26 protein-coding genes are annotated in these 21,320 nt (G+C 63.5%); 17 read left to right on the forward strand and 9 right to left on the reverse strand.

Going from position 1 to position 21,320, the window contains the following annotated elements:
* From V7Q53_RS14225 to V7Q53_RS14240, 4 genes are all read left to right on the forward strand, one after another.
* Nucleotides 1-379, forward strand: a 379-nt coding sequence (locus tag V7Q53_RS14225) for a TonB family protein (RefSeq protein ID WP_333829277.1), incomplete at its 5' end; no start/stop codon positions are given.
* Nucleotides 380-611: 232 nt separating this feature from the next.
* Nucleotides 612-1,697 carry a TRAP transporter substrate-binding protein gene (locus V7Q53_RS14230; protein ID WP_333829278.1) on the forward strand — a complete coding sequence of 362 codons (1,086 nt, stop codon included), beginning with the start codon at nucleotides 612-614 and terminating at the stop codon, nucleotides 1,695-1,697.
* A gap of 158 nt (nucleotides 1,698-1,855) precedes the next feature.
* Nucleotides 1,856-2,467, forward strand: a complete 612-nt coding sequence (locus V7Q53_RS14235) for a TRAP transporter small permease subunit (protein ID WP_333829279.1) — start codon at nucleotides 1,856-1,858, stop codon at nucleotides 2,465-2,467.
* A 69-nt stretch (nucleotides 2,468-2,536) separates the two neighbouring features.
* Complete coding sequence (locus V7Q53_RS14240) at nucleotides 2,537-3,895, forward strand: TRAP transporter large permease (RefSeq protein ID WP_333829280.1); 1,359 nt, start codon at nucleotides 2,537-2,539, stop codon at nucleotides 3,893-3,895.
* Between the two features lie 362 nt (nucleotides 3,896-4,257).
* Here V7Q53_RS14240 and V7Q53_RS14245 read toward each other — a convergent pair whose 3' ends face one another.
* Nucleotides 4,258-5,628, reverse strand: a complete 1,371-nt coding sequence (locus V7Q53_RS14245; RefSeq protein WP_333829281.1) for a ferredoxin reductase family protein — start codon at nucleotides 5,626-5,628, stop codon at nucleotides 4,258-4,260.
* A gap of 219 nt (nucleotides 5,629-5,847) precedes the next feature.
* Here V7Q53_RS14245 and V7Q53_RS14250 point away from each other — a divergent pair, with 219 nt between their 5' ends.
* Nucleotides 5,848-6,588, forward strand: a complete 741-nt coding sequence (locus tag V7Q53_RS14250; protein ID WP_333829282.1) for a cytochrome c oxidase assembly protein — start codon at nucleotides 5,848-5,850, stop codon at nucleotides 6,586-6,588.
* Nucleotides 6,585-7,091, forward strand: coding sequence for a CopD family protein (locus V7Q53_RS14255; protein ID WP_333829283.1), 507 nt, complete (start codon nucleotides 6,585-6,587; stop codon nucleotides 7,089-7,091). The genes V7Q53_RS14250 and V7Q53_RS14255 overlap by 4 nt, the downstream gene beginning before the upstream one ends.
* Here V7Q53_RS14255 and V7Q53_RS14260 read toward each other — a convergent pair.
* Nucleotides 7,052-7,564, reverse strand: a complete 513-nt coding sequence (locus V7Q53_RS14260; protein WP_333829284.1) for a DUF2231 domain-containing protein — start codon at nucleotides 7,562-7,564, stop codon at nucleotides 7,052-7,054. The two genes, V7Q53_RS14255 and V7Q53_RS14260, sit on opposite strands and share 40 nt — an antisense overlap.
* 42 nt (nucleotides 7,565-7,606) lie before the next feature.
* Between V7Q53_RS14260 and V7Q53_RS14265 the strand changes: the two genes are divergently transcribed.
* Genes V7Q53_RS14265 through V7Q53_RS14275 form a run of 3 tightly spaced genes read left to right on the forward strand, consistent with a single transcriptional unit; the run spans nucleotide 7,607 to nucleotide 11,111 of the window.
* Entirely contained in the window at nucleotides 7,607-8,275 is a 669-nt protein-coding gene (locus V7Q53_RS14265) for a cytochrome c oxidase subunit II (RefSeq protein ID WP_333829285.1), read from the forward strand.
* A complete protein-coding gene (gene ctaD, locus V7Q53_RS14270) occupies nucleotides 8,272-10,809 on the forward strand; it encodes a cytochrome c oxidase subunit I (protein ID WP_333829286.1) in 2,538 nt (845 codons plus the stop codon). The genes V7Q53_RS14265 and ctaD overlap by 4 nt, the downstream gene beginning before the upstream one ends.
* Nucleotides 10,806-11,111 carry a hypothetical protein gene (locus V7Q53_RS14275; RefSeq protein ID WP_333829287.1) on the forward strand — a complete coding sequence of 102 codons (306 nt, stop codon included), beginning with the start codon at nucleotides 10,806-10,808 and terminating at the stop codon, nucleotides 11,109-11,111. Before ctaD ends, V7Q53_RS14275 begins: the two co-directional genes overlap by 4 nt.
* A 101-nt stretch (nucleotides 11,112-11,212) precedes the next feature.
* Here the strand turns inward: V7Q53_RS14275 and V7Q53_RS14280 are convergent, their stop codons facing one another.
* Nucleotides 11,213-12,310, reverse strand: coding sequence for a PRC-barrel domain-containing protein (locus V7Q53_RS14280; protein ID WP_333829288.1), 1,098 nt, complete (start codon nucleotides 12,308-12,310; stop codon nucleotides 11,213-11,215).
* On the opposite strand from V7Q53_RS14280, the gene V7Q53_RS14285 reads away from it, so the two are divergent.
* On the forward strand, nucleotides 12,309-12,470 hold the full coding sequence (locus V7Q53_RS14285) for a hypothetical protein (protein WP_333829289.1): 162 nt from the start codon (nucleotides 12,309-12,311) through the stop codon (nucleotides 12,468-12,470). The two genes, V7Q53_RS14280 and V7Q53_RS14285, sit on opposite strands and share 2 nt — an antisense overlap.
* A 146-nt stretch (nucleotides 12,471-12,616) precedes the next feature.
* Here V7Q53_RS14285 and V7Q53_RS14290 read toward each other — a convergent pair whose 3' ends face one another.
* The 3 genes from V7Q53_RS14290 to V7Q53_RS14300 all read right to left on the reverse strand — a co-directional run bounded on the left by V7Q53_RS14290 (nucleotide 12,617) and on the right by V7Q53_RS14300 (nucleotide 13,689).
* Nucleotides 12,617-12,988 (reverse strand): hypothetical protein, encoded by a 372-nt coding sequence (locus V7Q53_RS14290; protein ID WP_333829290.1) that lies wholly within the window; start codon nucleotides 12,986-12,988, stop codon nucleotides 12,617-12,619.
* On the reverse strand, nucleotides 12,988-13,410 hold the full coding sequence (locus V7Q53_RS14295; protein ID WP_333829291.1) for a hypothetical protein: 423 nt from the start codon (nucleotides 13,408-13,410) through the stop codon (nucleotides 12,988-12,990). The genes V7Q53_RS14290 and V7Q53_RS14295 overlap by 1 nt, the downstream gene beginning before the upstream one ends.
* Before the next feature lie 81 nt (nucleotides 13,411-13,491).
* Nucleotides 13,492-13,689 carry a CsbD family protein gene (locus tag V7Q53_RS14300; protein WP_333829292.1) on the reverse strand — a complete coding sequence of 66 codons (198 nt, stop codon included), beginning with the start codon at nucleotides 13,687-13,689 and terminating at the stop codon, nucleotides 13,492-13,494.
* Between the two features lie 210 nt (nucleotides 13,690-13,899).
* Between V7Q53_RS14300 and V7Q53_RS14305 the strand changes: the two genes are divergently transcribed.
* From V7Q53_RS14305 to V7Q53_RS14315, 3 genes are all read left to right on the forward strand, one after another.
* A complete protein-coding gene (locus V7Q53_RS14305; RefSeq protein WP_333829293.1) occupies nucleotides 13,900-15,021 on the forward strand; it encodes an AI-2E family transporter in 1,122 nt (373 codons plus the stop codon).
* Nucleotides 15,022-15,423: 402 nt separating this feature from the next.
* Nucleotides 15,424-15,777 (forward strand): hypothetical protein, encoded by a 354-nt coding sequence (locus tag V7Q53_RS14310; protein ID WP_333829294.1) that lies wholly within the window; start codon nucleotides 15,424-15,426, stop codon nucleotides 15,775-15,777.
* A 246-nt stretch (nucleotides 15,778-16,023) separates the two neighbouring features.
* Complete coding sequence (locus tag V7Q53_RS14315; protein ID WP_333829295.1) at nucleotides 16,024-16,209, forward strand: PLD nuclease N-terminal domain-containing protein; 186 nt, start codon at nucleotides 16,024-16,026, stop codon at nucleotides 16,207-16,209.
* A 119-nt stretch (nucleotides 16,210-16,328) separates the two neighbouring features.
* Here the strand turns inward: V7Q53_RS14315 and V7Q53_RS14320 are convergent, their stop codons facing one another.
* A complete protein-coding gene (locus V7Q53_RS14320; protein WP_333829296.1) occupies nucleotides 16,329-16,799 on the reverse strand; it encodes a DUF2383 domain-containing protein in 471 nt (156 codons plus the stop codon).
* A gap of 110 nt (nucleotides 16,800-16,909) precedes the next feature.
* On the reverse strand, nucleotides 16,910-17,083 hold the full coding sequence (locus V7Q53_RS14325; protein WP_333829297.1) for a DUF1328 domain-containing protein: 174 nt from the start codon (nucleotides 17,081-17,083) through the stop codon (nucleotides 16,910-16,912).
* A 256-nt stretch (nucleotides 17,084-17,339) separates the two neighbouring features.
* Here V7Q53_RS14325 and V7Q53_RS14330 point away from each other — a divergent pair, with 256 nt between their 5' ends.
* Nucleotides 17,340-17,609 carry a hypothetical protein gene (locus V7Q53_RS14330; RefSeq protein WP_333829298.1) on the forward strand — a complete coding sequence of 90 codons (270 nt, stop codon included), beginning with the start codon at nucleotides 17,340-17,342 and terminating at the stop codon, nucleotides 17,607-17,609.
* Between the two features lie 91 nt (nucleotides 17,610-17,700).
* On the opposite strand, the gene V7Q53_RS14335 is transcribed toward V7Q53_RS14330, so the two are convergent.
* Entirely contained in the window at nucleotides 17,701-18,531 is an 831-nt protein-coding gene (locus V7Q53_RS14335) for a response regulator (RefSeq protein ID WP_333829299.1), read from the reverse strand.
* A 146-nt stretch (nucleotides 18,532-18,677) separates the two neighbouring features.
* Between V7Q53_RS14335 and V7Q53_RS14340 the strand changes: the two genes are divergently transcribed.
* Genes V7Q53_RS14340 through V7Q53_RS14350 form a run of 3 tightly spaced genes read left to right on the forward strand, consistent with a single transcriptional unit; the run spans nucleotide 18,678 to nucleotide 21,238 of the window.
* The gene (locus V7Q53_RS14340) at nucleotides 18,678-18,860 is read left to right on the forward strand and encodes a NepR family anti-sigma factor (RefSeq protein ID WP_333829300.1); all 183 of its coding nucleotides are present in this window, start codon (nucleotides 18,678-18,680) and stop codon (nucleotides 18,858-18,860) included.
* Nucleotides 18,857-19,432 carry an RNA polymerase sigma factor gene (locus V7Q53_RS14345; RefSeq protein WP_333829301.1) on the forward strand — a complete coding sequence of 192 codons (576 nt, stop codon included), beginning with the start codon at nucleotides 18,857-18,859 and terminating at the stop codon, nucleotides 19,430-19,432. The genes V7Q53_RS14340 and V7Q53_RS14345 overlap by 4 nt, the downstream gene beginning before the upstream one ends.
* A 6-nt stretch (nucleotides 19,433-19,438) precedes the next feature.
* On the forward strand, nucleotides 19,439-21,238 hold the full coding sequence (locus tag V7Q53_RS14350) for a sensor histidine kinase (protein WP_333829302.1): 1,800 nt from the start codon (nucleotides 19,439-19,441) through the stop codon (nucleotides 21,236-21,238).
* Nucleotides 21,239-21,320 lie beyond the last annotated feature (82 nt).

Below are 21,320 nucleotides of genomic sequence, written 5' to 3' on the forward strand. Positions count from 1 at the left end.
CGCCCCTGCCGCCCCCGCCCAACGCGCCACCGGCACAGGCGCGCGCGGGCATGAAGGGCAGGCCAGAGCGGCGCGCGAAACCAGCCGCGCGCAGGCCGATACCGGCGGGCTGGTCGCGCAATGGGGCGGCGCGATTCGCGCCGCCGTGCAACGCCAGCAGCGCCACCCGGCAGGGACACGCAGTGGCGGAACGGTGCTTTTGCGCCTTTCCGTACACAGCGACGGCCAGCTTCTGAGCGTCGCGCTGCATCAGAGTTCAGGCCATGCCGCGCTTGATCAGGCCGCGCTTGATGCCGTCCGCCGTGCCCGCATTCCGACGGCGCCACAGGGGCTGAACGGCAGCTTCCAGTTCAACCTTCCTGTCCGCTTCCAAGGCTGAATCCTGCCCGACACGGCACAGTTTAGCCCCTCTTTTGAACGCTAAAATGGTCTGTTCTCCGCACCAGATTCCCCCGGCGCAAGAACCGTTTCCGGTAACAATCGGAACAGTTGTTGCGCGATGCGCGCAGCTTTGTTAGCCTCCGGTCACGCTGAGGCGACAGCAATCCCTGTTGCTTTATGCGCAAGAATTGGTAAGCAAATATTACCACAATTCCACGGGGAGGAATCAAATGCCTAAAACAACAACAAGACTGCTTGGCACCGCAGCCGCAATCGGCACCTTGTCGATCATTGCAACGACCTCGGTAGCACAGGCGCAGGAGCGCGTACGCTGGCAGGTGCCGATGAGCTTTGCTTCGACGCTGACCGCGCTGGGCGACACCATGCCCTGGGTCGCTGACCAGCTTCGCGCCATTTCGGGCGGCAATATCGATCTGCGCGTGGCAGAGCCCGGCGCAGTGATCCCGGCACTGTCGATTTTCGAGAACGTCTCGGAGGGGAATATCGACGCAGGCTACAGCTGGATGGGCTATGAATGGGGCACTGTCCCGGCCGCCGCCCTATTCGGCGCAACGCCCTTCGGCCTCGAATCCATGGAATTCCTTGCGTGGATGACCCATCACGGCGGCCAGGAACTGCTGGAAGAAACCTTCCACCCCTATAACGTGCATCCCATCCTGTGCGGCACCATCAGCCCTGAAACCGCCGGCTGGTTCCGCAACGAGATCACTTCGCCCGAAGATTTCCGCGGCATGCGCTTCCGCGCGGCCGGCGTCGGCGGCGAGATCATGGCCGAGTTCGGCATGTCCGTCACCATCATGCCCGGCGGCGAGCTGTATCAGGCGCTGGAAACCGGCGTGCTTGACGGCACCGAATTCTCGCTGCCTACCGTCGATGAACAGCTGGGCTTCTATCAGGTCGCCAACTGGCTTTACCTGCCCGGCTGGCACCAGCCTTCGACCAACCAGTTCCTCTATGTGAACCTCGATGTCTGGAACGGGCTGTCTGACCTGTCGCGCGCCCAGATCGAAACCACCTGCATGGCAGGCAACGCCTTTGCCATCGCCCGCGCCGAAGCCCTTCAGGGCGCAGTGATCACCAGCTTCCAGGAACGCGGCACCAATGTCGGCACCTATAGCGACGAGATGATTCAGGGCTTCTACGATGCCACTCAGTCCGTGATGACCCGCTGGTCAGAGCGTGACGCGATGTTTGGCCGCGTCTATGCCTCGATGATGGAATATCAGAGCGAACTGCGCCCGTGGAAGGAAATGGGCTATCTGCCGCGCGACTGGCAGAGCCGGATCGAGAACTGATCACAGCGGCTCGCTGACGGCCAACAAGCGGACGGCCCGCGCTTAAGGCGCGGGCCGCCTTCGGCACGAAGAGCGAAAGGTAAATGCCACCGCCCGCCGGTCCGGGCCGGGGGCTTGCAAAGGCGCCACCGGCTGCGCAACAGGGAGATGATACCGACATGGCTAACGGCACTCCGGAGATCAGACTGGATCTTGAACAGGTCGAAAAGGCCAGCGGGCAAGGCGCGTCGCTGGAATTTCCAAGAACCCGGCCATCAAACCTCATCGAATGGGTGATCGAGGCGATCGGCTCGGTGCTGAACTGGCTCTGGGCGGTGCTGGTGCTGATCATCGTCGTCAATGTGACGATGCGCTACGCGCTGGGGGTGAACTATATCTGGGTCGAGGAAATGCAGTGGCATATCTATGCCGTGGGTTTCATGCTGGGCATCGGCTATGCGGTGACGCATGACACGCATGTGCGCGTCGATGTGCTGGCCGCAGGCTTCCGGCAAAGAACGCGGGCCTGGATCGAACTGATCATGATTGTCGTGATCATTGCGCCGATGGTGTATCTGATCATCGCCTACGCCCTGCCCTTCGTGAAAGCCTCCTATACGCGGGGCGAGATATCCTCGGCGGTCGGCGGGCTGAGCCATCGCTGGGCGATCAAGGCAGTGATCATCGTGGCCTTCACCTATATCGGCCTTGCGGCGCTGGCGCGGCTTTTGCGCATCTCGGCCCTTCTTTTCGGCCTGCCGCGCCCGCTGCGCGGCGCGGGGCCACAGTGACACGCGCCACAAACAAGACAGCTCACCGGCGGCACCCGCAGGGCTGCACCTTCAGGGGATAAGGATATCATGCTGGAAACCAATGAAATTCTGGTGATAGCGATGCTTGTGTCGTTCATCGCGCTCATCTTCACCGGCATCCCGGTGGCCTGGGCGCTGGGCGGCGTGTCCATCGCTTTCAGCTTCATCGCGATCTACGGGTTCGAGCTGTTCAACTGGGACACCTATTTCCTGACCGACATGCGCATCTTCGGCATCTTCGTTCAGCGCATCTGGGGGCAGATGTCGAACTGGATACTGGTCGCGCTGCCGATGTTCATCTTCATGGGGCTGATGCTGGAACGCTCCGGCGTGACCGAGAAGCTGATGGAGAACTTCGTCCAGCTCTTCGGGCGGTTCCGGGGCGGGCTGGCGCTGGGGGTGGTGCTGATCGGCATTCTGCTGGCGGCCTCCACGGGTATCGTCGGCGCGTCCGTTGTGTTGCTGGCGCTCCTGTCGATGCCGATCATGCTGCAGCAGGGGTATAACAAGGGCTTCGCCTCGGGCGTGGTGGCCTCGGCGGGAACGCTGGGCATCCTGATCCCGCCGTCGATCATGCTGATCATCATGGCCGATCAGATGTCGGTCTCGGTGGGCAACCTGTTCATGGGCGCGCTGATCCCGGGGCTGATGCTGGGCGGATTCTATATCCTCTACATCCTGATCGCGGCGATGACGGTCAAGAACCTCGCCCCGGCCCCGACCGGCCTGCCGCCGGTCTCGCTGAAGCTGATTCTGAGCACGCTTCTGGCTGTGGTGCCGCCGATCCTGCTGATCTTCGCGGTGCTCGGCTCCATCTTCTTCGGCTTCGCCACCCCCACCGAGGCGTCGGGCGTGGGCGCGTTCGGTGCGACATTGCTGGCGGCGGCCAATGGCCGGCTCAGCTGGGCGGTGCTGAAAGAGGTGGGCGTGAAAACCACGCTGACCACGGCCTTCATCTTCGGCATCTTCCTGGGGGCCACGATGTTCGCGGTGGTCATGCGCCAGCTGGGCGGGGACGAATTCATCAGCCAGTCGCTGCAAGGCCTGCCCTTCGGCCCCTCGGGCGTGGTGCTGACCATCCTGCTGATTGCCTTCCTTGCCGGTTTCTTTCTGGACTGGCTGGAAATCTCGCTGATCATGCTGCCGCTGGTCTCGCCGGTGGTGGTGGCGCTGGGCTTCGATCAGATCTGGTTCATCGTGCTCTTCGCAGTCACGCTGCAAACCTCGTTCCTGACACCCCCCGTGGGGTTCTCTCTCTTTTACCTCAAAGGCGTCGCCCCGCGCGAAGTGACGATCATCGATATCTACAAGGGCGTCATTCCCTTCGTGGCGCTGCAGGTGTTGGCGGTCATCATCGTCTTTCTGCTGCCGCAACTGGTGTTGTGGCTCCCCTCCCGCATGCTGTAGCGCGGACAGGCCAAAAGAAAAAGGAGGGAGGCGTTGCCCCCCTCTTGGCCTGCGGCCAATTCACCCCCCAGCGTATTTCCGGCAAGATGAAAGGGGGCGCGGCGCGCCTCATTCACCTGTTCCCAAATATCCCGGGGGAGTCTGTTCTGCGCAGCAGGACAGACGGGGGCAGCGCCCCCCAACGCCGCGCAGCGGCAAACAAGGAGGCGTCTGCGCAGCAGGCAATCAGGTCACGGGAACCATAGCGCGCGCAGCGTTGTGGCGGGGCGTCAGGTCAGGCTCAGCGCCAGAGCAAGCGCCAGTGCCACCGCATAAAGGGTCAGCGCGAGGGCGAGAAGGCGGGCAAGGGCGGGTCGCATGGGTTACACCAGTTCAAAAACTTCATAATCGATCCGATGCGCCGGCACACCGAGCGCCTTCAGCGCTTTGCGCACGGCATCGGTCATCGGGGCGGGGCCGCAAAGCATATGCGGCCAGTGGCGGCTGTGTGGTGGCAGATGGCGCTCCAGCATCGCCTGATCAATCCGTCCGCTTTCGCTGCGCCAGCCCTCGGGCGGCGCGTCCAGCACATGGACCAGTGTCAGTTCCAGCCTGTGGCGCATCACGTCCAGCTCGTCGCGGAAGCTGACGCTGTCCCAGTCAGGATTGGCGTAGAGCACGATCACCGGGCGCTGGTCGTTGCGCGCCACCATCGCCTGCAGGTTGGACAGGATCGGCGTGATCCCCACCCCGCCCGCGATCATCACGAAGCCCCCGGCGCCGGGCGCGCGGTCGATCGAGAACGCGCCATAGGGACCGTCGATATAGGCCAGTGTGCCCGGCGCCGTGTTGATCAGCGCTTCTGTGTCATCGCCCAGCGGTTTGATCGAGAACACAAGGTTCGGCCCATGTTCCGGGGCGCTGGAGATGGTGAACGGATGCTCCTTCAGCAAAAAGGGCGAGCGCCCCACGCTCAGCCAGGCAAACTGGCCCGGCTGCCAGCCGGGCAGCGCCTGCCCCTCGGGTTTCAGCTCCAGCGAATGGACCCCACCGCGATGCGCGGTATTCGCCACCACCCGCCATGGGTTGCGCCGTTGCTGCCAGGGCCGCACCAGCCGCACCCAGACCAGCAGCCCCAGCCAGGCCAGGCTGACCGCCGCCCAGAGCCAGCGCTTGTCGGGGTTGGCAGTATAATTGCCCACGCCCAGCACATGCGCCACGGCGGCCACAAAGCCAACAATGGCCAGCGTCAGGTGCAGGCCACGCCACCATTCATACTTCAACCGCAGCACTTTGCGGAACTGCGAGGTGATGATCAGCGCGACAAAGCAGCCAAGCGCGAGGCGGCCCGATGTCAACTCCCACCGCGCTTCGAGCGGGTTCAGAACGCCCAGCGCGGGTTGGTGCCAGAGGTAGAGCAGGGCGAAATGGGCCAGCATGATCGCCACCGCGCCCCAGCTCAGATACCTGTGAAACAGATAGACGATATCGGCGCCAAAGGGCCGGGTCAGCCATTTCAGCCTTCCGGTGAGCGCGAACTGGAGCGCGGCCAGCGCCAGCGCCGCAAACCCCAGTGCCATCGCGAAATCCCAGGTGAAGGTGCCCGGCAAGGGCCGCCCGCCATAGAAAAGGATGACAAAGGGCAGGCCGATGAACCCTGCCGCCAGCGCAAGCAGCAACGCCACCCTGAACCAGAACCGGGCGGGTGCGGCGCCGGGGGCGAGGGGCGGTGCGGTGGTTGAGCTGTTGGCCATACCCGCTTCAACGGCCAGAAAGCCTGCCGGTTCCCGTGTTCCGCGTCGCCGGCGGCTAGGGGCAGAAGAATTGCAGAGGGTTGCGTTTGCATGGAGGGCCGGGTTGCCGCAGCCGAAGGCGGGTGGGGAACCGTTCGATCCCCGGCGCGTTAAGGTCTGGCGGTGGCCCGTTCCGGGCCGCCGCGACTGAGGCCACGCGCAGACAGGAGAACGCCCGCCATGAATCCCGCGCTCCCCTATTGCGGCCCTGCTCCCGGCCCGGCCACACTGCTGACCTCCTGGAACCTTGACCCGCTGCTTCTCGCCGCTCTCGTGCTGGCTGCCATTACCGGGGCGGTCGTTCTGCGCAAAGCGGCGGCGCCGAAACGCAGCCGCGCCTTCGGGCTGGCCATGGCGGCGCTGGTGCTTGCCTTCGTCTCACCGCTCTGTGCGCTCACGGTCGCGTTGTTCTCGGCACGCGCGGTGCACCATCTGGTGCTGATCGGCTTTGCCGCGCCTGCGCTGGCGCTGGCCTTTCCGCTGCGCCGCGTGCCGCTGAATGCCGCGTGGGCGGCAGTGTCCGTGGCGCTGCTGGGCTGGCACATCCCGGCGCTTTACACAGCGGCATGGGACAGCGCCGCCCTCTACTGGCTGATGCAGGCGGCCCTTCTGTTGCCCGCCTGGGCATTCTGGAGCGTGGTTTTCACCCGCTCGCAAAGCCCGCTTGCCCCCTTTGTCCATGCCGGGCTTATTGCCGGGTTGGCCGGGCAGATGGGCTTTCTGGGCGCGATCCTGACCTTTGCGCCGCGCGCGCTTTACGCTGAGCATCTGACCGGCACCGAGGCCTTTGGCCTGACCCTTCTGGCCGATCAGCAACTGGCCGGGCTGATCATGTGGGTGCCCGGCATGCTGCCCTTTGCCCTTGTCGCCGCCCTTGCCCTGCAGGCGGGCTGGCGGCGGCAACAGGAAGGCGCTGCATGATCGCCTTGCTGAAGTTCGTGCATATCGCAGCGCTGAGCCTGTGGTGTGCAGGGCTGGTGGCGCTGCCGGTTCTGCTGCATGTCTATAGCCGCAACAACGTGCATCGCACACAGGCCGGCTTCACACGCCTGCGCCATCTGTCACATTTCACCTACATTGCCCTGCTCAGCCCTGCGGCGGTGCTGGCGATTGCGGCGGGCACCGTGCTGATCTTCCGGCTGGAACTGGTCGATACCTGGCTTCTGGCCAAGCTTGTCGCTGTGGCAGGGATGGTGCTGGTCCATGCCTGGCTGGGCCATCTGACAAATCAGATCGGTCACGGTGACGGCGCGTATAACCTGCCCCCGCCCCTGCTGGCATTTGTCGTGGTGCTGCCCCTGATGGTGCTTGTGCTATGGCTGGTTCTGGCCAAACCCGATCTGACCCCGCTGCTTGAGCACCTTCCCGCGCTTTTGCGCCACCCTCAGGACCGCGAACTGCCCCCGGGCGTGGTGCCGATCTGATAATCGAAAACGAGCTTGCCCCCATGCCAACCCGTCATCGCCGTCATCCCGGCCGCCACAAACGACAGGGCCAGCCCCAGCGGCAGGATCGCCCCGGCCGGATCGCCCACGCGCAGCGCCCAGTTTGCCCCCATGAGCGACAACAGCATCACCGCCAGAATGAAATGCGTCCAGCTTGGGCTGCGATTGCGGATGCCACGGACAATCAGCAGCTCGACAGTGCCGGTGATCCCGGCCAGAACCCCCATCGCCAGCGCGCCGAAAGCGGCCCAGCCAGCGGCCCGCGCCCAGAATTCATCGCCCGTCCACCAGTAGAACAGGTCAGCGCCCAGAACGCAGAACGTAAGCGCGATGGGAAAGGCCACCAGCATCGCATGCAGCGGATGCCCCGCGATGGCGATCCGGGATTCGGTGCTGTGCAGGGCGCGGCGTTCCTCGATCGGATCGTTGAGGGGGGTCGAATGCTCCTTCATCGGGCTCGCTCCTTGCGATTGGGGGCTATAGGGAACAAGGCGATGAGCCGCGTTTTGGTTCCCTTCATGCTGCTGGCCGGCTGCGACGGGCCGCTTTCAGCGCTTAACCCGGCAGGGCCGGTGGCGCAGGATGTAGCATGGTTATGGTGGGCGATGCTGGCGGGTGCTGGGCTGATCACGCTGATGGTCGGCGTGCTGGTGGCCCTGGGCTTTGGCCGCCCGCGCGACATTCCTGAACGGCGCTGGACCATCGCGCTGGGGTTGTGGTTCTCGGTCGCGGTGCTGGGCGCGGTGCTGGCGGCCGCGCTCTGGGTGGGTGAGCGCATTCTGCCGCGTGACGATGGCGCGGTGCAGGTGCAGGCTCATGCCTTTCAATGGGGCTGGCGCTTTACCCAGCCCGGCGCCGATGGCGAACCCGTGGAGACCATCGATATCCTCTATATCCCGGCGGGCCAGCCGGTGGATGTGCTGGTGACATCGGAGGATGTGATCCACGCCTTCTGGGTACCCCGGCTGGCGGGCAAGATTGATGCCATTCCCGGGCGCACCAACCGGCTGCGCCTGCTGGCCGATACGCCGGGCAGCCATGACGGGCTGTGCGCCGAATTCTGCGGCCTTGGCCATTCGGTCATGCGCTTTCAGCTCATCGCCTACCCGCCCGGCGCCCCGCCCGAGGCCCTTATCCAGACCCAAGGAGCGCCCGAAGAATGACGCAGCGAGCCCCGGGTTTCACCCTGTCCCCAAACCCGCCGCAACGCGCGCTGCGCCTGCACCGCGAGCTGGCGCGCGTCTGGGCCAATGACCCGGGCTGGCGCGGCCAGATCACGGCGGTGAACCACACCACGCTGGGTCTGCGCTTCATGGGCACGGCGCTGGTGTTCTTCGTCATCGGCGGCGTGCTGGCGATGCTGATCCGCGCGCAGCTTGCCACGCCCGCAGGCGCATTCCTTGATACCGAGCTCTATAACCAGATCTTCACGATGCATGGCAGCATCATGATGTTCCTGTTCGCCATTCCCATGCTGGAGGGGCTGGGCATTTACCTTCTGCCCAAGATGCTGGGCACACGCGACATGGCCTTTCCCCGGCTGACGGCGATGGGTTACTGGTGCTATCTGTTCGGCGGGCTGATCATGCTGTTCGCGCTGGTTGCAGGGGTTGCGCCGCGTGATGGCTGGTTCATGTATACCCCCCTGTCAGGCGCCACGCATTCGCCGGGGATCAATGCCGATATCTGGCTTCTGGGCGTAACCTTCGTGGAAATCTCGGCACTGGCGGCGGCGGTGGAAATCACCGTCACCATCCTGCGCCAGCGCCCCCCGGGCATGACACTGACCCGGATGCCGCTTTTTGCGTGGTATATGCTGGGCACCAGCGCGATGATGCTGGTGGGCTTTCCGCCCCTCATCCTGGGCTCGGTCCTGCTGGAAGTGGAGCGCGCCTTTGACTGGCCATTCTTCGAGGTGGCGCGCGGCGGCGATCCGCTTTTGTGGCAGCACCTTTTCTGGCTCTTTGGTCACCCTGAGGTCTATATCATCTTCCTTCCCGCCGCCGGGGCCATCTCAACCATTCTGCCGGTGATGTGCCGCACGCAGATCGTGGGCTACGGCGCCATCGTCGCGGCCATTCTGGCGCTGGTGTTCCTGTCATTCGGGCTGTGGGTGCATCACATGTTCACCGTGGGCATCCCGCATCTGGCGCTCGCCTTCTTCTCGGCGGCGTCGCTGGCGGTGGCGGTGCCGACGGCGGTGCAGGTCTTCGCCTGGATCGGCACGATGTGGAAGGGCCGCCCGGAAATGCACCTGCCGATGCTGCATATCATGGGCTTCTTTCTCACCTTCGTCATGGGCGGGCTGACCGGGGTGATGCTGGCGGTGGTGCCCTTCAACTGGCAGGCGCATGACACGGCCTTTGTGACCGCGCATCTGCATTATGTGCTGATCGGTGGCTTTGTCTTTCCGATGATGGCGGCGGCCAGTTACTGGATGCCGCTGATCAGCGGGCGCGCCCGGATCAAGGGGCTGGGCGAGGCCGCGTTCTGGATCATTGTCATCGGCTTTCATGGCACGTTCTTCATCATGCATCTGACCGGGCTGATCGGCATGCCGCGGCGCATTGATATCTACCCGGACAATCCCGAATGGATGCTGCCCAATCTGGTGTCCTCGCTCTTTGGATTCGTGATGAGCATCGGCTTCGCGCTTTTCGTCATTGATCTGGCGTTGCAGGCCTTTCTGGGCCCGCGCACCCCGCGCGATCCGTGGCGCGGGCAGACGCTGGACTGGGCGCTGCTCCGGCCCGGGCCTGCCTATAACTTTGCCTCGCTGCCCGCGCAGCCATTGCTACCGGGCCAGCCCGTGACACAGGTTGCGCTGTCGCTGGCGCGTGGAGAGGGGTTGCTGCCGGGCGCGCCGCGCAATCAGCGCGAGTTGCTGGTCACCGATATCAGCACCGGCAAGCCGCAGCATATTGCCGTTCTGCCGGGCAACACGGCGCTGCCGCTGAAGCTGTCGGCGGTGATCGGTGTGTTCGTGCTGCTCATGCTGTCCGGCCTCTACATGCTGACCCCGCTGGCGCTGGTGGGGGTGGCGGTGCTGGTCTGGCGCTGGGCGCGGGAACTGACGACAGGCCAGAGCCACCCGCCCGTGCCCGTCGCGCCCGGAATCACGCTGCCCGTTCACCACCAGTGGCGCACGACGCTGGTATTCAGCGGGGTGGTCTGCCTGCTGGTGGCCGATGGCACACTGTTCGGCTCGCTGCTTTTCGGGCTGGGTTTCCTGACCGTGGTCGCCCCCAACTGGCCCGCCCCTGCCCCGCTGAGTGCCGGCATGACCGAGGCCCTGCTGGCTGTGGCGGTCGTGGCTGCGCTGGCGCTGGCGGCACTGGCGGCGCGCCTGGGCGAAAGAGCCCTGCGGCGCGGCGGTGTTCTCACGCTGCCCATCGGGGCGGGGCTGCTGGCAAACCTGCTGGCACTGGCGCTTCTGACCCTGCTTTCCGTGATCGCGCTGGAAGACCCCACAGGCCATGCCCGCGACGCCTTGCGCGCCGCGCTGGCGGCTTTTGTCATGCTACATGGCGTGATCGCCGCGGGCTTTGCGGGCTTCGTCTGGTGGCAGGGCAAATGTGGTGAACTGGTGCCCGGGCGCAGCGGAGGGCTGGCGAACTGGCAGCTCTGGCAGGACTTCACCGCCGTAACCGCCCTGATTGCTGCAGTCGTGGTGATCGGGCAGGGATGGCTGGCATGAACTGGCTGCTGAAATCGCTGCTGGGCCCCGGCATTTGGGCCGCGACCTTTTCAGCGGCCTATGCTCTGCACGGGGTCGGCTGCGCCTATGGCTGGAGCGCCGTTTCCATGCCGCCCGGCTCGCTGCATCATGCCGCGATGCTCGCCGTCTGGCTGGCCGGATTGCTGGCCTGCCTTGCGCTGCTCAGGGCCCTGCCCGCAGGCGGCGGGCTGCAGCACCGCCTGCCCCGCGCCGGTGCCTGGATCGGGCTGGCTGCCACGGGCTTCACCCTCTTTCCGCTGTTCATCGCCACCACCTGCTGACACGCGCCGCCCTGTCCCGCCGTACGCAGTGACAAAAAAGGAGGCCCGCGAAACGCGGGCCTCCTTGCATTCAGTCATTGATGCCGGTCAGGGCAACAGGATCAGCCCTCATGTGCGGGCATGGCTTCCAGTTGCTCGCGGGTCATGTTGACATGCACCCGGACATCGTCGTTGCCGTCATGCCACAGGATGTTTGCCTCTTCCACCGGCAGGGCAATGGTATGCGAACCCATGCCAAGGAAACCGCCCACATCGACCAGCAGATGGGTCACAGCGCTGTCACCATCCAGAACCAGATCCTGAACGTTGCCGATGTTGTCTTCGGCACCGTCATAGACATTGGCACCGGTCAGTGTTTCGGCAGTGCGCTCTTCCACGGCCAGCTCGGTGTAGCCTTCGGCGGCATAGTCGGTGCCCATGGCGGGTTGCGTGCCCGTGGCAGGCTGCGCGGCGCCCGGAGCGGTGTCCATGGTGGTGTCGGTGTTACCCGGCTCCATCATCTCTGCCTGACCTTCTGCCGGGGCAGTGCCCTGCGTCTGGCCAGCCGGAGCATAGGCGCGCTGTTCGAACCCTGTCGACAGCACATCTTCGTTCCATTCCGGCAGCGCCTCAAGCGCTTCACGCGACATCGATGCCACAACGAAGAAATCGCTCAGATCGTTGCCAACAGCGCCGTCAGTGGTGGCGGCAGTGCCGTCGGTGGTGGCCGCAGTGCCGTCGGTCGCCATCGTACCGCCAGCAGCATCATCGGCGACGAAGTACAGGTCGTCGATGTCAACCATGACGGTGCGGGCGAAGAGGCCCAGGAAGCCGCCGACATCAACCAGCACACCACGGATTTCGCCGTCCTGACCCATCACAACGTCATCGATGTTGCCGATGTTTTCCCAGGCGTCACGCTCAGCGGTGAACATGTCCGAGCTGGTCCAGCGCATGCTGCGGGTTTCATAGGGGTTGGCACCGGCATCAGCCTGACCGTCGAGGGTACGCACCGATTCACTGTCCAGCGTATACAGGTCCATGCCAATGAAATCCGAGGCAAGGAAAGCAGGAACGTTGTTCTGCGTCGTCGCAGCCGCCTGACCCTGAGCAGGTGCAGTGGTCGCCGGTGCGGTGGTGTCGGCCGCAGGTGCCGTTTGGGCGACAGCGCCCAGCGAGGTCACTGCAACAATGGCGGTCGTCAACATGAGTTTCTTCATGGGGGTAATCCTTTCAGTTTCGCTACCCGGTTGCTGCCGGGCTCTGGATACACAACGTCCTGATGCCGGTCGCGTTCCTGAAAAAGTGCAGAAAAATCCGAAAAATTTCGATTTTCTCATTATATATCAACAAGCTAAAAAGCCGCCACAGCACTGGTGAAAGTGCGTGGCGGCAGTCGGGGACAGAGAGGCCTGTGCTGAAGAAGTTCCGGCAAAAGCCTCAAGTGACAGATGTGACGTTAACGCCTGAACAGGTGCAGAGGTTCCGGAAAAAGCCCGGGATCTCTGGGCAGATCGCGCGCCGGTTCAGCGGCGGCTGTTCCTGATCTGCATGGAGACAGCCAGACCAAACAGAAACGCCTCGGCCACTGGAGGCAGGGTTCCGGTCGGCTGATACAGGCCGCCCGTGCGGGCCTTCTGGCGCAGGCGCGCATCAACACTGGTAAAACGGGGCTGATGCGGCGCAAGGGCCAATATCAGCAGGCCGATACCCAGAAGCACCCCTGCCACTACCAGCGAGGCCGCGAGCGACCCGAAGGCCTGCTCAACAGCGATCCACATCGCGGCGATCAGAAAGGCTGTGCCCACAAGCACGAGCGCGCCGCCCGCCATCAGAAAGACGGAGCGACGCGCGGTGCCCCTGGCCACATGCCCGACTTCGGCAAGCGGCGGAAGCATCAGCGACGCCCCAGAACCAGCCCAACCAGCAGGCCCAAGCCCGCAGCAAGACCCAGCGCGGTCGCGGGGCGTTCGCCAGTGAAGCGCTCGGCCTCGGCATAGGCGTCCGTGGCGTAATCCGCAGCGGCCTCATAGCCGTGCTCGGCGCTGCGAACGGCCTTGCGGCCAGCGCGGCGCGCTTCCTGAACGACCTTCTGGGCCTTTTCCTGACCCGCATGGGCAACAGAACCCGCAAGCTCTTCCAGCTGCAGACGCAGCATGCTCACCTGTTCGGCCAGATCATCACGGGCCGCAGCGGCCTCGTGCTTCAGATCGCGCGCCGCGTTGCCGACGGTTTTCGCGGCTTCTCCGGCATGGTCCTGCGCCTTGCTGGCGATGGTGTCCACGCGGTCCTCAACTTGTTTTGCGTTGTTTGCTGCCATGATAATCTCCATTCACGGGTTCGCCGGACACGCGCGCCGCGCGTCCGGGTTGGATGTGTCAGTCGTTGACGCGAGGCTGGCTCAGATGCCTTTGCCCCATTCATCAACTTGCTTTTCGGCCTCTTCCTTGGCGATGCCGTACTTTTCCTGGACCTTGCCGACCAGCTTGTCACGGCTGCCTTCGATCTGCGTCAGCTCGTCATCGGTCAGCTTGCCCCACTGCTGTTTGGCACTGCCTTTGGCTTGCTTCCACTTGCCCTGCACCTGATCCCAGTTCATTGTGTCGTCCTTTCAATGTCCACTATGGATGTGCTCAGACAACGCGGCTTGCCTGATCGGGTTCCACGCCCCGCCCCCGTTCCGACGAAGATTCTGTTCCACTGAAGGCGCGCTTTACACAGGATCGGCGGGAACCGGCCGGCGCCTGCACCGTTATCTATGGGAACGGTGCGCGGGGAAGCGCATCCAAGTGCTGCGCAAAGGTCAGACATGCAGGAATTCTCCGACGCTCCGGCCTCGCCCCCCGCCCCTCAACGCCGCAGGTTGCCCTTGTCGCGCCAGATCATCAGCTGGACAGCGGTGCTGGCGGTGTTCCTGCTGCTGATGTGGCTCTTGTCCTCCATCCTGCTGCCCTTTCTGGTCGGCGCGGGCGTGGCCTATTTTCTGGATCCGGTCGTGCGCCGGCTGCATCGCTGGGGCGTGCCCCGGGTGCTGGCCTCAGGGCTGATGATTGCCTTCATGATCGGCATTGTCGTGACGGGTTTGATCATGCTGCTGCCGCTGCTGATCACCGAGGGCGCGGCGCTGTGGCGCGACCTGCCGAACCTGTTCGATCAGGTCCGCTCGCTGCTTGACCGTCATCTTGATGAGCCGGGCACCCCTGAGGAAGACAGCGCCCTGCAACAGATGCTTGGCAATGCCGGAGAGGCCCTGCGCGAAAACTTCCAGACGCTTGTCGCGGGGCTGTTCTATGGCGTTTCGGGGCTGGTGCGGGTGGTGCTGTTCTGGGTTGTCATGCCGGTTGTGGCTTTTTACCTGCTGATCGACTGGCCACGCGTGGTGCAGACCGTGGATGACCTTTTGCCGCGCGAACACGCCTCCTCCATCCGCCAGATTGCGCGGGATATCGACGCGGCCATCGCCGGTTTCGTCCGGGGTGAGGTGATGGTCTGCACGATTCTTGCCGCCTATTACGGGCTGGCCCTGTCGCTGACCGGGCTGACCTATGGGCTTTTCATCGGTGTTGTTGCGGGGCTGGTATCCTTCGTGCCCTATGTCGGTGCGATCATCGGCGGGACGCTGGCGATCGGGCTGGGCCTGTACCAGTTCTGGGGCGATCCTTGGTCCATCGGCGTTGTCGTGACAATCTTCATGTTCGGCCAGTTCATGGAAAGCCAGGTGCTGGTACCCAAGCTGGTGGGCAGTTCCGTCAATCTGCATCCCGTCTGGCTTATTTTCGCGGTCATGGCCTTTGGCGCGGTTTTCGGGTTGGCCGGGGCGATCGTGGCGGTGCCCGTGGCCGCCGCCATTGGCGTTCTCGCCCGCTCTGCCACCGCAAGCTACCGGGAAAGCGCGCTCTATCGGGGCGACATCCGGCTTTACAAGGAATGATTCCCTTCCCCCCGCCTGCCGGAACGAAGACAGCCCGGTGCGAGGGCACCGGGCTGTTCGTGATTAACGGAAGGGGTAATTCAGTGGCGCTGCGGGGGTGCCCAACGGATCAGGGCACCAAGACAGGCCAGAATAAAGAACGACATCGAAAAGCCGATACCCATGAAAAGAAACAGAATTGCAGACATGACAGCCTCCGTTCACATACCGTGCCAGCGCCACGTTCCGGCGGTGGTTTCATATAAGCAACGCTCCGGACGCCGGATCGGTTCCATTCCGCCGATGCCGTAGGGGCAAGCACGCAGGTATCTTTCCAATTGCCTGAAAGGGTGCAATATTTAATGAAGTATCTAGTTTATCCATTTTCATGCCCGGTGCGGGGCCAGCCCTCCGGAGGGATAATTGTCGCAGCATTGCCTCGTCTATCTTGAATCACCTATCGTTGCCCAAGACCTAGCGCTGACGATGCAGGATATCATCGGCTGCGGCCCAACCATCGCCAGCTCGCTCAATGAAGCCGAAGCATGGCTTGAAGCGCTGCCGCCGACAGATCCGATGACGTTCGCATTTGTCCATCTCAGCCCCTCGGCCTTTCGCGAAAGCCGCCTCAACAAGCTTCTGGCCGCGCGTGGCGCCAAGGTGGTGCTGACCGGCCACGCTGCGGAGCTGGAGGCGGACAAGGCCGACTGGCCGGTGCTGATGCAGCCCTTCTCGTCGGCACAGGTGGCAGCGCTGATCACCCAGATGGCGGTCTGAGCCTTTTGTGGAAACCAGCGCGCCCCCGGCGCGTTCATATACTGGCATGTTGCAGGAAGCGGGTGCAAGAACCCCTGGCGCGCCGCTCATCGCGCGCGTCGCGGTCTGTTTTATGCTGCTGACCGCGTGACGGGGAGCGCCCGCATACTCCCCCCGGGGTTCTGATCGTCATGCTTCATAATATGCGTTAACAAACGGCCCTGACAGGCTATGATCCGTCAGGCATGAACCTTAAGGAGACTACAGATGAATGCCCAGTTTTCCGGATTTCTTGGCCTGATCCACCTCGCCCTCGTAATCTGGGCCGCCGTCTCCATCCTAGGCTCGAACGCCTCCAACGGAGCAAAGGTGCTCTGGATCCTGCTGGTGCTGGTATTCCCGGTGGTGGGCCTGATCATCTGGCTTATCGCGGGGCCGCGCAGCGCTCGATGAATTTTCTTTGGCACGGCAGGGAACCGGATCCGGTCTGCCGGGTTGAGTGACAGATCAATCGATCCATCCCTCCTTGACTTACTGACCGCCGGCCAAGCCGGCGGTCTTTTTCTTTGTGCTCATGCAGGTGGGCAGTGCCGGTCCATCACGGCAATCTGTTCATCGCGCATCGCCGTCAATGCCTCGCGGCGCTGCGGCACATCGGTCTGGGCGATGGCCTCTTCATAGGCTTCCAGGACGTGCTTTTCACCCTGCACCAGCGCGCTCATGACATTCTCATCAATCTCGTCAAACCAGGAACGCACGGCGACAAGCCCGCGATTGACCGCCCCGAACAGGGAGCCGTCCTGCGCCGGGTCATGCCCGTCCTCGACAAGCATCTCGCCCACGGCGCGGGCATGAGCGCTGTGCATCGCCTTGAACGCAATGGCGACGGGCCTGAATGCGGGCTCGGCCTTTTCGACCATCTTCTCAAAGCCCGCGATCGTATCAACAAGACGGGTGTGCAGTTCGGTGAGCTCTTCAACGCCCTGCGGCGCATCTTCGATCTTTGGGTGAATGCTGCGCGGGGGATGGGGGATAGGTTCCATGATACATTCTCCGATCATGAGGAATGGATAGGGGCGCGACGGCGGACTGAAAAGCAGACGACCGCTGCCGCATGGCAACGGCCGTTTCCGGCATCGCTGGTTGAGCGGCGTTATACAGGTGGTCTACCGCGAACGGCCCGTGCGATCATGGCCACGATGAACAACAGGATGAAGATGAAGAACAGAACCTGTGCAATCGACGACGCGGCACCGGCGATACCGCCAAAACCCAGCGCCGCAGCGACCAGAGCAACGACGAGAAATGTGAGGGCCCAGCCAAGCATGGTAAACTCCTTTTTCGTGTTTCCTACTGGCAAAGCAACACACTGAAGCCCTTTTCGTTCCCTTCTGCGACTGGCCATGAGCCAGAAAACGCGCCCTCTTCCGGTCCCGAAGGGCCCGCCTGTGCATGCGCGGCAAAAAGGGGAACCATGCTTGATGATCCGCGTTGAACTGGTGAACGCGTCTGCCCGCGCAGCCTCGCCAGACGGGTGAAAGCAGCAGTGGGCAGGTATCGCGCAAGCAGGAAGGAGCGTTGCAATGTCTGCATCGAACACCAATCTCGAGAAACAGAAACGCCGCCACGCCGGGCCACTGATCGGTATATCGCTGGCGCTGCTCGTGGCGTCGGGGCTTTTCGTTGCCTATCTGATGTATAACGCCGACGCCGAGGAAGCCGCCCCTGCCCCGCCGGCAGAACAGATGGAAGAGCGCTCGGTTATGCCCGAGCCGGGCGGCGCCGCCACGCCGATGGACAATCCGGAAGGCGCGCCCAATGTCGTCGCCCCCGCGCAACAGCCCACCGAGTGATCACGCCTTTCACCGGCTGGTCAACGACGGGAACAGCCAAATAAAAACGCCCCGCAAGCAATTGCGGGGCGTTCGCCTTCCTGGATGCCGCTTATGAAACCAGCGTTTCCGTGGTGGCAAAGAACATGGCCTGAGACACGGCCGAGCGCACCTGTTCCACGGTGAAAGGCTTGGGAATGAGGAAGGCCGGTTCGGGCTTTTCGCCGGTGAGCAATCTGTCAGGGAAGGCCGTGATGAAGATTACCGGCACATCGCCCATTTCCTTGAGCAGGATGTTGACGGCATCAATCCCCGACGAGTTGTCGGCCAGCTGGATATCGGCCAGAATGAGGTCCGGGCGCTCTTTGCGACCCAGCGCTACGGCCTGATCGCGCGTCCGGGCAATGCCGGTCACGCGGTGGCCCATATCGGCCACGATATTGCGGATATCCATGGCGATCAGTGGCTCATCTTCGATCACCATCACCTTGCCGCGAACGCTCGCTTCCATTTCCCGCAGCGCGATGACGATCAGCTCTTCGGCTTCGTCCTGCGGGATCTGCATGATCCGGCCGATCTCGTCATGGCGGAACTCCTCGACGGTGCGCAGCAAAAGCGCCTCACGGGTGTTCGGCGTCAGCGCGGCCAGCATCGTCTGTGCGCGCTGTTCCAGCCCCGGCGCACTGCTGGTTTCAACGGGGGCGCCAGTCGTGCTCCAGACCAGATGAAAGGCGCGGAACAGCGCCACGCGGGGGGTATCGTCCCCCGACAGGATCGAGCGATCTGCAAGGATCGCTTCCAGCGTGGCGGCAGCATAGCGGTCGCCGGTATCCTGACTGCCGGTCAGGGCACGGGCGTATCGACGCAGATAGGGCAGCTCGGCAGCGATCCGAAGCGCCATATCCGGCGTTTGCTCACGGTTGGAAGTTCGGGAATCTGTCATTGCCACTCACTTTTTTATGTCTTCTGATGGAACCAGAACGCCGTCACCTTCGTTCGGTTCCGAACCCGGCGAGAAAAATTCGCCGTAATGACCTATAAACGCCAGACCACGTTAACATCAGGCCTAAATGAAAGATGCAGTAAACCATGGCCCAAATCGACCATTCAAACCGCCGCCGCCCCGCCCCGCGCGAGGTATCGCAGGCGGTAGAAAAGCAGATCGATGAGAATCTGAAGAGGCTATATCAGCAGTCCCTTGAAGAAGATCTCCCAGAAACACTGAAGGCGCTTGTCGCCCGGCTGCGTGATGAAGGGCAAGGAAACCGATGAGAAATGCCGCCGACAGCCAACCCTCGGATCCGCGCGAAGAAATCATCGAGCACCTGCCCGCGCTGCGTGCCTTCGCCCTGAACCTTACCCGCAACGGCTCTGCGGCGGATGATCTGGTGCAGGACACGTTGCTGAAAGGCTGGAGCAAGTTCAACCTTTACCGGCCCGGCACCAATCTGCGTGCCTGGCTCTTTACCATCCTGCGCAACAGCTTCTATTCCAGCCGCCGCAAGCAGGCGCGGGAAGTGGCCGATGTCGACGGGATCATGGCCGGACGGCTTGCCACCAAGCCCGATCACGATGGCCGCCTTGCGCTGAACGATCTGGCCAAGGCCTTTGCCCGGCTGCCCGATGAGCAGCGCGAGGTTCTGGTGCTGGTGGGCGCGCTCGGCTTCTCGGTTGAAGAGGCGGCGGCCACCTGTGGCTGCGCGATCGGCACGGTGAAAAGCCGCGCCAACCGGGGGCGCCGCGCGCTGGCGGAAATGCTGGGTCTTGCGCCCGGCGAGGGCATGGACCTGACCGAAAACGCGACAATGGCGGTGCTTTCCGCCCAACAGGCTGTCAACGGTTAAGCGCGAATGAAAAGATCGCGCTTGCCGTTTCTGCCGAAGCTGACCGAGCGTCTGGCGGTCCGGCTGGTGCTTCTGCTCACCCTCGCGCTGCTGCCTCTGGGCGTTGTTGCGGTCATGACAACCGCCCAGACCGTGGCCGACGCGCGCGTCAGCGCCGAACGCGCCATGGTCGGCGTCACCGCCGAAGCTGTGGCGGGCAAGCGCGCGCTGATCGAAAGCGCGTTCGCCTCGGCCAGCACGCTTGGCCCGCTGGCACTGGAACGGCTGGCAAACCCTGAGGAATGTACCGTCATCCTGTCGGATTTCGTGCGTCGCTCAGGCGTGTTCAGCTTTGTGAGCCTGATCGAGACCGATGGCCAGATGCGCTGCCGCTCTGATGGCCAGTCCTCCAGCATTGCCGGTACACCGCAGTTTGAAAGCCTGATGGAGCGCCCGGCGGCCAGCGTGACCGCGCAGGCCCGGGATCTGGCCCGCAATGAGGCCGTGATGATCGTCACCCAGCCGATCCGCGAAGGTGTCACGTTGCGCGGTTTCATCATGATTACCGTGCCGCAACGCAGCGTGGAGCTGATGCGCCGCCTGCCGGTCAATTCAGGCCCGGCCTCGACCGTTCTGTTCAACACCGATGGCGAGCTGATCACCGGAATGGATGATCCGGAGACGATGGCGCGGCTGCCCGCCAACCGACCGCTGGCAGAATTTCCGGACAACCCTGACGAGCGCATCTTTTATGGTCAGACGGTGGGGGGTGAATCGGCCTCCTTTGCCGTGGCCGAACTGATTCCCCGCAGGCTCTATGCGGTGGGTACATGGACCGGCAGCATGGATGCGCAGACCGGGATGCGGGCGGCGGTGATGCCGCTGATTCTGCCCGTTCTGATGTGGGTGGCCAGTCTTGGCGTGGCCTATTTCGCCGTTTACCGGCTGGTTCTGCGCCATATCCGCACCCTCAACCGGCAGATGCGCCGCTTTGCACTGGGCTACCGTGATGCCCCGCCTGACATCATCGAGGATGCCCCGTCTGAGCTGCGCGAAGTCAGTGCGACCTTCCAGAAACTGGCGCGCATCCTTGCCCGCGACGAGGCCGAACTGGAGGCGTCTCTGGCGGAAAAAACCGTTCTGCTAAAGGAAATTCACCACCGCGTGAAGAACAACCTTCAGTTGATCGCCTCAATCCTGAACCTGCAGATGCGTCAGGTCCGCGACCCCTCGGCGCGGCGGGTGCTGCAAAGCGTTCAGGACCGGGTGATAGGGCTGGCAACGATCCACCGCAGCCTTTATCAGTCCGAGCGGCTGTCAGAACTGCGCGCCGACCAGCTGATGGATGAGATCACGCGCCAGCTTCTGGCCCTTGGTGCAGCGCCCGGCAGCGGCATTTCGGTCCATACCCGGTTTGAGCCGCTGATGCTGGCGCCTGACCGGCTGGTTCCGCTGTCACTTCTGCTTTCGGAAGGGGTGACCAATGCGCTGAAATACATCGGCAGCCCGGAAGACGGCGGCGCGCCATGGCTGGAAATCACGCTGACGCTGAACGATGATGAGGTCACGCTGAACGTCACCAATTCGCTTTCCGCTGCCGCCGTGGAGCCCGACCCCGACGCGCCTGATTTCGACAGCACACGCCTTGGTGCCGATCTGATCGAAGCCTTTGCGATGCAACTGGAAGGCGTTCTTGAACAGGGTGAGATCGACACCGCCAAGGGCCCGGCCTGGCAACTGAGCCTGAGTTTCGCATGCGAAACCTCCGACGATCTGGCGCAGGGTCTGCTTTCTGATCCGGAACCGGAGGCGCGCGAGGCCGAATAGGCCCGCCAGACACGTCAGCCCGACACCTTGTCCGACCCTCGCGCGCCCGCTTTTCGCACTGCCGAAAGCGGGCGCGCTGCAA

The organism is Pararhodobacter sp. (assembly GCF_036802785.1).
Classification (GTDB): domain Bacteria; phylum Pseudomonadota; class Alphaproteobacteria; order Rhodobacterales; family Rhodobacteraceae; genus Pararhodobacter.

Coding starts and splice junctions, on each gene's coding strand:
- V7Q53_RS14265 (WP_333829285.1), top strand. CDS start 7,607: ATGAGCCGCGTTTTGGTTCCCTTCATGCTGCTGGCCGGCTGCGACGGG.
- V7Q53_RS14295 (WP_333829291.1), bottom strand. CDS start 13,410: ATGGCAGCAAACAACGCAAAACAAGTTGAGGACCGCGTGGACACCATC.
- V7Q53_RS14325 (WP_333829297.1), bottom strand. CDS start 17,083: ATGCTTGGCTGGGCCCTCACATTTCTCGTCGTTGCTCTGGTCGCTGCG.
- V7Q53_RS14315 (WP_333829295.1), top strand. CDS start 16,024: ATGAATGCCCAGTTTTCCGGATTTCTTGGCCTGATCCACCTCGCCCTC.
- V7Q53_RS14280 (WP_333829288.1), bottom strand. CDS start 12,310: ATGAAGAAACTCATGTTGACGACCGCCATTGTTGCAGTGACCTCGCTG.
- V7Q53_RS14345 (WP_333829301.1), top strand. CDS start 18,857: ATGAGAAATGCCGCCGACAGCCAACCCTCGGATCCGCGCGAAGAAATC.
- V7Q53_RS14245 (WP_333829281.1), bottom strand. CDS start 5,628: ATGGCCAACAGCTCAACCACCGCACCGCCCCTCGCCCCCGGCGCCGCA.
- V7Q53_RS14320 (WP_333829296.1), bottom strand. CDS start 16,799: ATGGAACCTATCCCCCATCCCCCGCGCAGCATTCACCCAAAGATCGAA.
- V7Q53_RS14330 (WP_333829298.1), top strand. CDS start 17,340: ATGTCTGCATCGAACACCAATCTCGAGAAACAGAAACGCCGCCACGCC.
- V7Q53_RS14230 (WP_333829278.1), top strand. CDS start 612: ATGCCTAAAACAACAACAAGACTGCTTGGCACCGCAGCCGCAATCGGC.
- V7Q53_RS14255 (WP_333829283.1), top strand. CDS start 6,585: ATGATCGCCTTGCTGAAGTTCGTGCATATCGCAGCGCTGAGCCTGTGG.
- V7Q53_RS14250 (WP_333829282.1), top strand. CDS start 5,848: ATGAATCCCGCGCTCCCCTATTGCGGCCCTGCTCCCGGCCCGGCCACA.
- V7Q53_RS14300 (WP_333829292.1), bottom strand. CDS start 13,689: ATGAACTGGGATCAGGTGCAGGGCAAGTGGAAGCAAGCCAAAGGCAGT.
- ctaD (WP_333829286.1), top strand. CDS start 8,272: ATGACGCAGCGAGCCCCGGGTTTCACCCTGTCCCCAAACCCGCCGCAA.
- V7Q53_RS14275 (WP_333829287.1), top strand. CDS start 10,806: ATGAACTGGCTGCTGAAATCGCTGCTGGGCCCCGGCATTTGGGCCGCG.
- V7Q53_RS14260 (WP_333829284.1), bottom strand. CDS start 7,564: ATGAAGGAGCATTCGACCCCCCTCAACGATCCGATCGAGGAACGCCGC.
- V7Q53_RS14240 (WP_333829280.1), top strand. CDS start 2,537: ATGCTGGAAACCAATGAAATTCTGGTGATAGCGATGCTTGTGTCGTTC.
- V7Q53_RS14340 (WP_333829300.1), top strand. CDS start 18,678: ATGGCCCAAATCGACCATTCAAACCGCCGCCGCCCCGCCCCGCGCGAG.
- V7Q53_RS14335 (WP_333829299.1), bottom strand. CDS start 18,531: ATGACAGATTCCCGAACTTCCAACCGTGAGCAAACGCCGGATATGGCG.
- V7Q53_RS14290 (WP_333829290.1), bottom strand. CDS start 12,988: ATGCTTCCGCCGCTTGCCGAAGTCGGGCATGTGGCCAGGGGCACCGCG.
- V7Q53_RS14350 (WP_333829302.1), top strand. CDS start 19,439: ATGAAAAGATCGCGCTTGCCGTTTCTGCCGAAGCTGACCGAGCGTCTG.
- V7Q53_RS14285 (WP_333829289.1), top strand. CDS start 12,309: ATGGGGGTAATCCTTTCAGTTTCGCTACCCGGTTGCTGCCGGGCTCTG.
- V7Q53_RS14235 (WP_333829279.1), top strand. CDS start 1,856: ATGGCTAACGGCACTCCGGAGATCAGACTGGATCTTGAACAGGTCGAA.
- V7Q53_RS14305 (WP_333829293.1), top strand. CDS start 13,900: ATGCAGGAATTCTCCGACGCTCCGGCCTCGCCCCCCGCCCCTCAACGC.